Source organism: Pseudomonas sp. nanlin1 (genome assembly GCF_045571515.1).
GTDB lineage: Bacteria > Pseudomonadota > Gammaproteobacteria > Pseudomonadales > Pseudomonadaceae > Aquipseudomonas.
Genome location: NZ_CP124218.1, coordinates 3,698,560 through 3,707,330 on the forward strand (window position 1 = coordinate 3,698,560; position 8,771 = coordinate 3,707,330).

Below are 8,771 nucleotides of genomic sequence, written 5' to 3' on the forward strand. Positions count from 1 at the left end.
CGCTATGACCGCAGCGCCCTTTCGCCTTCCCCTGGGCCCTGACCGCAGCGCCGTCGTGCACCTCGCCGACGAGGGCCGCGGCCACCTCGACCTCAGCGGCTACGCGCCCCTGGCGTTTGAGCTGGGCGCCGAGCGCCTGGAACTGTCCGCGCTGCCGCCGGGTTACCCCCTTGAGGCCCTGCTGGCACTGCTCGCCAATCGCTTCTGCAGCAGCAGCCGCGTGCGCTCGGTGGCGCTGCGCATGCCCGGCGACGAAGACTTGGCCATCGCCGCCCTGCGCCAAGGCTTGTTCGATACCCTCGAACACTGCGCCGACGGGCATATCCAACTGTCGTGCCGGCGGCAAACCTTCTGGCAGCAACCCTTACCGTGGCTAACCGCCCCCGCCAGCGCTCACACCGCACCGCACTATGTGTTCAGCGGCGAAAAACGCCACCCCCAGCGCCCGCCTATCCCCAGTGGTGAAGTCTATCGGCGCTACCTGCCAGGCTTGAACACCACGTTCAGCCTGCGCACCATCGACCCGGACCGCGACCTGGAGGTGTTCAACCGCTGGATGAACCTGGAACACGTGGCGTTTTTCTGGGAGCAGGCCTGGGGTTTGCGTGAGCACGCCGACTACCTGGCGCAAATGCTCGCCGACCCACGGGTGCATCCCTTGATCGGCTGCTACGACGATGAGCCCTTTGCCTACTTCGAAGTCTACTGGTGCGCCGAAGACCGCATCGCCCCCTACTACGACGTGCACGCCTACGACCGTGGCTGGCACGTGGTGGTGGGCGAAAGCAAGCATCAGGGCATTGGCAAACTGCGCGGTTGGTTCCGCTCGCTGATGCACTACATGTTCCTCGACGACCCGCGCACCCAACGCATCATGGGCGAGCCGCGGATCGACCATGACCGCCAGATCGACTTCCTCAAGTCCCAGGGTTTCGGCCACTTGAAGAACATCCAACTGCCGCACAAAAAAGCCGCGCTGCTGCGCCTGGAACGGGAAACCTTCTTCGACGAGCACCCGCTATAGCACTGCGGGAGTTCGGTTTCGGCCGCTAGTTCCAGCGCTTTGCAGATTTTTTTCCGGTTTTGCCGTGGTCCAGCGTCACATACTCGAATTGGGAAGCACTCTCATTTGCAGTGAAGTGCCCACACAACACTAGAAGAGCAGGAAATGATGCCAGCACGCCATGGACCCGTCCCTTTCTCGACCGCGCTCAAGTTGCACCGCGCTTTTCGCCTCAAAACCACGTCCAGCGCCCTGGGCCTGGCCTTGGCCATGCCCTTCGCGGCGCAGGTACAAGCCCAGGAGATCGAGTTCGACATTCGCGCCCAGGCCCTACCGGGCGCGCTGCAAGCGTTTGGCCGCCAGGCCGGTGTCGAGGTGCTTTATAGCCAGGACACCGTGCAGGGCAAGAACAGCAAAGCCGTGAAAGGCAAAATGCAACCGGGCCAAGCCCTGACGCAACTGCTTGGCGGCACTGGCATCGCTTACAGCCTGCAGGGCAACGTCATCACCCTGACCGCTCCGGCCAGCGGCGGCGCGCTGGAACTGGGCGTGACCAATATCAATGGGCTAGCCAATAACCCCACCACCGAAGGCTCGGGCTCCTACACCAGCGGGCCGATGTCCACGGCGACCAAACTGTCCTTGAGCCAGCGGGAAACCCCGCAATCCACCACGGTGATCACCCGCCAGCGCATGGACGACCAGGCCATGGTCACCCTGGAAGACGCCATCCGCGCCACCCCCGGCGTGACCCTGCAAAAATTCACCGCAGCCCGGCCGTTGATCTACTCGCGCGGCTTCCAGGTCGACAACCTGATGTACGACGGCCTGCCGACCATCTACGACGGCGACTTCCTGCCCTCCCCCGACCTGGCCATGTTCGACCGCATAGAAGTGGTGCGCGGCGCCAACGGCCTGACCCAGGGCTCGGGCAACCCGTCGGCGGCGATCAACCTGGTGCGCAAACGCCCGACCCGCGATCCCCAAGTGAGTATCACCGGGTCAGCGGGCAGCTGGGACAACTACCGCACCGAACTGGACGCCGGCAGCGCACTGACCGAAAGCGGCAACGTGCGTGGGCGCATGGTAGCCAGCTACAACGACAAACAAAGCTTCCGCGACGTCGAGTCCACCGAAGCCAGCTTGCTCTACGGCATCACCGAGTTCGATTTGAGCGACAGTACGATGCTGACCGTGGGCGGGTCTTATCAGAATGATAATAACAACACCTCTTGGGGGGGCTTGCCGGTGAGCCCCATCGACGGCAGCGACCTGGGCTTCTCTCGGTCGACTTATCTAGGTAACAAGTGGGAGTATTACGACAAAGAAAGCAAAAGCGTCTTCACTGAAATCAACCACGAACTGGACCACGGCTGGAATCTGCGCCTGGCCGCCATGAAAACCTGGACAACCCTGGACAACCTGGGCTCATTCGTACGGTTTCGGGCGAACAATTGGGAACAACGTACCCTCAAGCAACATTCCACGTTCGAACAGAGCACCTACGACGCCTTCGCCAGCGGGCCTTTCCAGATGTTGGGCCGAGAACATGAATTGGTGGTGGGCGGTAGCTGGCGCAAGTCAGTGAAGGATACTGCTGGTGGTTATGCCAACATCCCAACCGACCCTTTTAACTTTGACCCAGGCGCAACACCGAAACCGAGCAGCTTTTCAGTGATGCCGTTTGCGACTAGCACTGACATTGATCAAAAGGGCCTTTACGTCACGACCCGCTTGAATATCGCGGACCCGCTGAAAGTTATCCTGGGCGCGCGGGTAGATTGGTATCAGTTCGATCAAGACCTGGCCAATGGAGCGCCCGCTATCTTGGCCAACAACAATTACAAAGTGCAACGCAATATCACCCGCTATGCCGGGGTGATCTACGATCTCGATGATAATCATTCGGTCTATGCCAGTTACACGGATATCTTCCAGCCTCAAGTTGAGCTAGCCTCCGACCGTTCGACATTGAAACCCATCACCGGGGAAAACTACGAGGTGGGTATCAAGGGCGAGTACTTCGACAAAACCCTGAATGCCAGCGCCGCGCTGTACCAGATCGACCAAGTTGGCCGCGCTACTGAGGTCAGCCCTTGCGTCAGTGGCGATGCCATCTGCTATGCAGCTTCCGGCAAGGTACGCACCCAGGGCATCGACCTGGAATTCAACGGCGCCATCACGCCGAATTGGCAGGTAGGCGGCGGCTACACGTACGCCGAAACCCGCTTCAACAGCGGCCCCCAGGAAGGCGGCACCTTCGACCCCGACCTGCCCCGCCACGTCTTCAAGTTGAACACCAACTACCGTCTACCCGGCGACCTGGAAAAATGGCGCGTGGGCGGTGCCGTGTATAGCCAGAACGGCATCTTCAACAAGGACGGTGCAGCCTATATGGAGCAAAGCGGCTACACCCTGGTGGACTTGATGACCAGCTACCAGGTCAACAAGAACCTGCTTACCCAGTTCAGCCTGAACAACGTGTTCGACAAAACCTACTACGAAGGCCTGGCCTCGTACCGCATCGGCGGGCGCAGCGTCTACGGCGCACCGCGTAACTTCACGGTATCGGCCAAGTACACTTTTTAGGGCAGCCTGGAAAAGCAAAAGATCGGGGGCGAGCAAGAGATCGGGGGCGAGCCCCCTCCTACGGGTGGTGGCATATTTGAATGGCAAATATGCCGCTGTCGTTGGTCATTTCTCACCTTGGCGATTGCTGATGGTTTGGTAGCGGATCGTATGAAGCTTGCCGCTGGAGTCTTCATAGGTCAGCAACTGCGCAACGACGTTGCGCGAGTGCCCCTCTGGCGAGCGACGGACAACCTTGGCGATATCCAGCTGCATACCGTAAGCGTAATCCACCACCGCCGGGACACTTTTCTGTAATCTTTCGGCATATTTCTCAACCGCCAGCTGATGTTCATTTAATACGCCCTTAATCAATGTATTATCGGAGAAAGCAAGCGAAGACATTGATGAACAGCTAATAACCGCAAACATTAGGCCTTGTACGATACGCATAACGGGCTTCCATTTGAGTGAGGGCTAAAATTAACAGCCCGCGCTCACTTACAACGCTATTTAACTGTTACCACTTATAAGTCACCCCACCCGACACCTGCGCTAAGCTGCGCGCTGGTTAAATACTGTAAACATTCGCCGACCCTCTTGTGAAAACCATAAGGTAAGATCAGCCCCACTGCCCAGGTAGCTTTGTAGCACCCCTCGGCAATCTTACTGACTGAATTGGATATCACTATGAAGTTTTTTAAATCTTTGGTGTTAGCGACCGCTGTCGTCTCTGCTACGGCGGTAGTTGCAGAGGACGGTAGCGAAAGGTCGAACCAAATGCTGCTCACCCTGCGTTTGGCACAAGAAGCGCGAATGGAGCATCAAAACAACAATCAGCTAGCACAGCATGTTTTGATTGACGATCAATCCAGCGATAACGGGTTAAAACAAGCTGACTGCTAACTTGGGTTCTGCATCATTCACCTCAGATAGTTCCCTACTCCCTTGGTTGAGGTGAATACTTTAAGCGCTCTCTGAGCGCTTTTTTTACATCTATAACAAACCGAATAAATCCCCGTAGGAGGGGCCTCGGCCCCGATCTTTTGATCCTGGCGATTACACAAACACCGTACAACCCACAACCGGCCGCTAACGCGGCCTCTCGGGGCCAAGGCCCCTCCTACGGTCGGCGCGGTGGTGTCAACTGGTCCAATAGCGCCTCGCTTCGCACGATCTGCCAATGGCTGAGCGGCAACGTTGTGCTGCTCGCCAGATGCGGTAGGCCCTGCTCGAAGGCTGCGCGGATGGCCGCCAGGTCGCTTCGGGCGGCCCACCAGCAATGGGTTGGGGCGTGGACGCTGGGCAGTTCGCGCAGTTGCCCGGAGAGCTGGCGCAGGGTCATGCCGACGCTGAACAGGTGCGCCAACTCGGCGGCAGGAAAGCGCGCGTAATCCGAGGCGCTGGCAATGCCTTGGGCTTGCAGCGTAGCGATGCTGGCTTGCAGGGCATCCAGGTCGAGCGCGCCGCTGCGGTCGAAGGCCGCGGGGGCCAGGTCCGCCGGGACGTGCTCGAACAGGTGCTGCAAGAAGCCGTGCAGCTCCGCTTCGTTGGCCGCAGGAGGAACCACCGCTACGGGCAAGTAGCTGTCCACCAGGCCGAGAAACTCGACCCGCTGGCCCTGCCCTTCCAGCTCGGCGGCGACCAGGGTCGCCAACGCGCCGCCCAGGGACCAGCCCAGCAGGTGGTAAGGCCCTTGGGGCTGGCATTGGCGAATGCGCGTGGCGTAGTCCGCCGCCATGGCTTGCAGCGAATCGGCCTGCCAGGTGGGGTCGAACAACAAGCGGCTCTGTAGCCCGTAAAGCGTGCGCTGGCCGTCGAGGCGGCGGGCCAGGGCCTGGTAGTCGAACACGGTGCCGTAGGCCATATGCAAGCAAAACAGCGGCGTGCTGCCGGGCACCTCGCGGTTCAGCGCTAACAGGCAATCGCCCGAGCGCGGCTGGGCGCTAGCGGCGCACAGTTCGGCGATGGTCGGGCGGCTCATCAAGTCGCGCAGGCTCACCCGCAAGCCCACCGTCGGCTGCCCCTCAACCAGGCTGACCACCCGCAACGCCTGCAACGAATCACCGCCCAGCTCGAAGAAATTATCAGTGATACCCACCTCTTCCAAGCCCAGCACCTGCTGCCAAATAGCAGCGAGGCAGTGCTCGGCGGCGTTACGCGCAGGCACCCTGGGCGGGCGCTGCTGCGGCACCGGCGCCGGCAAGGCGCGGCGGTCGAGTTTGCCGCTGGGGGTCAGCGGCCAGGCATCGAGCAGGATGATCTGCGCTGGCACCATGTAATCCGGCAAGCGGGTTTTCAGGGCCTGCTGCAATGACCCGGGCTGGGTGGCCCCAGCAGCGATGACATAGGCCAGTAACTGGCTACCCTCCGCGCTCGCACAGGCCAGCACTAGGGCCTCGGCCACGCCCGGTTGAGCGAGCAAGCAGGCCTCGATTTCCTGCAATTCGATGCGCAGGCCGCGGATTTTTACTTGGTGGTCGATGCGCCCCACGTAGCTCACCTGGCCGCTCGGGTCTGCACTGACCAGGTCGCCGGTACGGTACAAGCGCCCGCCGCCGACCGGGTCGAACGGGTCAGGCACAAAGCGCTCAGCGGTCAAGCCAGGGCGCCCGTGGTAGCCCCGGGCAAGGGAATGACCAGCGATGTGCAACTCGCCGCGGGCACCAGCAGGTAGCGGTTGCAGCGAGGCGCTCAAGGGGTAGAAGCGCACGTTGGCAATCGGTTGCCCCAGCGCCAGGGTAGGCTGCGCGTAATGCGCTGGCAGCACCTGGAGGCAACTGGAATCGATGGTGGCCTCGGTGGGCCCGTAGAGGTTGACCAGTTGCCCTGACCAGCGTTCGGCCAGGCTCTGGGCCAATCGCCCGCTAAGGGCTTCACCCCCGCAAAAGAGTAAGCGCAGGCTCGCTAGCTGATGCGGTTCGGCAGCCCCCAGCAGCGCTTGCAGCAACGACGGCACCAACTGCAACACCGTGATGCGCTGAGCCTCAACCCACCGCCACAGCGCCCCCAGCCCCTGGGGGTCGTTGGCCGGGGCCAGCACCAGTTGCGCGCCGCTAAGCACCGGTAGCCAGAACTCCCACACCGACGCATCGAAACTGCAAGGGGTCTTTTGCAGCACACGGTCCGCGCTGTTCAAGGGAAACTGCGCGGCCATCCAGGCCATGTGGTTACTCAACCCGGCGTGCCGCACCGCCACGCCTTTGGGTTGCCCGGTGGAACCGGAGGTATAGATCACATAAGCCAGGTGCTCGCCCTGCACGGCCACTGGCGGGCAGGTCGAGGGGTAGTCGGCCAACCGCGCGCGCTCCTGTTCGGGCAGCAATACAGTGACCCCAGGGCAGTGCGGCAGCTGCGCCTGCAAATGCGCTTGGGTCAGCAGCACACGGGCGCCGCCGTCTTCAATCATAAAACCCAGGCGCTCGCGAGGGGCATGGGGGTCGAGCGGCTGATAGGCGCCACCGGCTTTAAGGGTGGCGAGCAGGCCGACCACCAGGGTCAGGCTCCGCTCGGCGGCGATGGCCACCAATTGATCAGGGCCGACGCCGCAGTCGATCAACCAGTGGGCCAGGCGGTTGGCCTGCTGGTCCAGCTCGGCGTAACTAAAGGTTTGCCCATCGACCAGCAGCGCGGGCGCCTGGGGGCTGCGCTCGACCTGGCTGGCGAACAGTTGCTGCACCGGTTGTGTCAACACCTGGCGCAGCGGCCGGCTGCACTGGCTGAGGGTGCGTTGCTGTTCCTCAGGGCTCAATATCGTTAGCAGGCCCACGCGCTGCTGCGGCGCCGCGACGATCGCCGCCAGCAACTGCTGCCAATGGCCGGCAAAGCGGCTGATGGTGGCGGCATCGAACAACTCGGTAGCGTAGCCCAGGGTGGCGTGGATGCCGTCAGGGGAGTCAAACGTGTTCAGGGTCAGGTCAAACGCCAGGCGGTCGCCCTGCTGGCTTAGCTGCTCCAGGCGCAGGCCGGGCAACTCAAGGGTTGCGGCACTGCGCTGGGCGGCGGTCTGATGATTGAACAGTACTTGAAACAGCGGCGTATGCCCCAGGCTGCGCTGGGGCTGCAAGGCTTCGACCAAGCGCTCGAAGGGTAAATCCTGATGCTGCTGAGCGCCCAGCACGGTTTGTTTGACCTGGGCCAGCACCTCGGTAAAGGGTTGCTGGTCGTCGATTTGCGCCTTAAGCACTTGGGTGTTGACGAAGAAGCCGATCAAGCCCTCGGTTTCGGCGCGGTTGCGGTTGGCCACCGGCACGCCGACGCGGATATCCGGCTGCCCACTGTAACGCTGCAGCAGGGTTTGAAAGGCCGCCAGCAGCAGCATAAACAGGGTCACCCCCTGCTGTTGCGCCAGTTGCCGCAAGCCCGTGCACAGCGCAGCGGGCAAGCTCACCGGTAGGCTGGCGCCATGGCCATTGAGCTGCGCCGGGCGCGGGCGGTCCAGAGGCAGCTCGAGCAGCGGCTGCTCACCGCCCAGTTGGCTCATCCAGTAGCCGAGCTGCCGCTCGGCCTCGCCGGCTTCCATCCAGGCCCGTTGCCACAGCGCGTAGTCGGCATATTGGATCGGCAGCGCCGGCAGTGACGCGGTTTGCCCCTGGCACCGAGCCGCGTAAAAGGCCAGCAGCTCCTGCACCATCACCTGCATCGACCAGCCATCAGACACGCTATGGTGCTGGGTCATGATCAACACATGCTCAGCCGCCCCCAGGCGCAGCAAACGCACACGCAGCAGCGGCCCCTGGCGCAGGTCGAACGGGCGCCCCACTTCGCTGGCGATCAGCTCGCGCAACTGCGCTGCGTCCAGGGCGCTCATGGGTTCAACCCTGATGTTCAAGCAGGCATTGGCCTGCAGCACTTGTAGAGTGTCGCCCTGATTTTGGCAAAAGACCGTGCGCAAGGCTTCGTGACGCTCCAGCAAACAATCGAAACTGTGCTGCAACGCCGCCACGTCGAGGCTGCCGTGCAAGCGCAGGGCCACGGGGATGTGATAGGTGCTGGCATGGGGCTCCAGTTGCCAGAGAAACCACTGCCGCTGCTGCGCGTAAGAGGCCGGAATACGCTCGAAGTCGCCACGGGTCTGCGGGATGGGGAACTGCCCCAGGCTTTTGCCTTTGGCCGCAAGCTTTTGCAGGAACACCTGGCGCTGGGCCAGTGGCAGCAACACAAAGCGGCGAGCGATGTCTAGCGGGGCGTTAGCCTGCAT

5 protein-coding genes are annotated in these 8,771 nt (G+C 62.0%); 3 read left to right on the forward strand and 2 right to left on the reverse strand.

Annotated elements, in window-relative coordinates:
• Nucleotides 1-4: 4 nt before the first annotated feature.
• On the forward strand, nucleotides 5-1,024 hold the full coding sequence (locus tag QCL65_RS17225) for a GNAT family N-acetyltransferase (protein ID WP_407310810.1): 1,020 nt from the start codon (nucleotides 5-7) through the stop codon (nucleotides 1,022-1,024).
• A 144-nt stretch (nucleotides 1,025-1,168) separates the two neighbouring features.
• Nucleotides 1,169-3,592 (forward strand): TonB-dependent siderophore receptor, encoded by a 2,424-nt coding sequence (locus QCL65_RS17230; protein WP_407310812.1) that lies wholly within the window; start codon nucleotides 1,169-1,171, stop codon nucleotides 3,590-3,592.
• A gap of 105 nt (nucleotides 3,593-3,697) precedes the next feature.
• Here QCL65_RS17230 and QCL65_RS17235 read toward each other — a convergent pair whose 3' ends face one another.
• Nucleotides 3,698-4,024, reverse strand: coding sequence for a DUF2790 domain-containing protein (locus QCL65_RS17235; RefSeq protein WP_407310814.1), 327 nt, complete (start codon nucleotides 4,022-4,024; stop codon nucleotides 3,698-3,700).
• A 237-nt stretch (nucleotides 4,025-4,261) separates the two neighbouring features.
• Between QCL65_RS17235 and QCL65_RS17240 the strand changes: the two genes are divergently transcribed.
• Nucleotides 4,262-4,477: a hypothetical protein gene (locus tag QCL65_RS17240; RefSeq protein WP_407310816.1), complete on the forward strand. Its 216-nt coding sequence runs from the start codon at nucleotides 4,262-4,264 to the stop codon at nucleotides 4,475-4,477.
• Between the two features lie 217 nt (nucleotides 4,478-4,694).
• On the opposite strand, the gene QCL65_RS17245 is transcribed toward QCL65_RS17240, so the two are convergent.
• Nucleotides 4,695-8,771 carry an amino acid adenylation domain-containing protein gene (locus QCL65_RS17245; protein WP_407310818.1) on the reverse strand — a complete coding sequence of 1,359 codons (4,077 nt, stop codon included), beginning with the start codon at nucleotides 8,769-8,771 and terminating at the stop codon, nucleotides 4,695-4,697.

Coding starts and splice junctions, on each gene's coding strand:
- QCL65_RS17240 (WP_407310816.1), top strand. CDS start 4,262: ATGAAGTTTTTTAAATCTTTGGTGTTAGCGACCGCTGTCGTCTCTGCT.
- QCL65_RS17225 (WP_407310810.1), top strand. CDS start 5: ATGACCGCAGCGCCCTTTCGCCTTCCCCTGGGCCCTGACCGCAGCGCC.
- QCL65_RS17245 (WP_407310818.1), bottom strand. CDS start 8,771: ATGCAGGCTAACGCCCCGCTAGACATCGCTCGCCGCTTTGTGTTGCTG.
- QCL65_RS17235 (WP_407310814.1), bottom strand. CDS start 4,024: ATGCGTATCGTACAAGGCCTAATGTTTGCGGTTATTAGCTGTTCATCA.
- QCL65_RS17230 (WP_407310812.1), top strand. CDS start 1,169: ATGATGCCAGCACGCCATGGACCCGTCCCTTTCTCGACCGCGCTCAAG.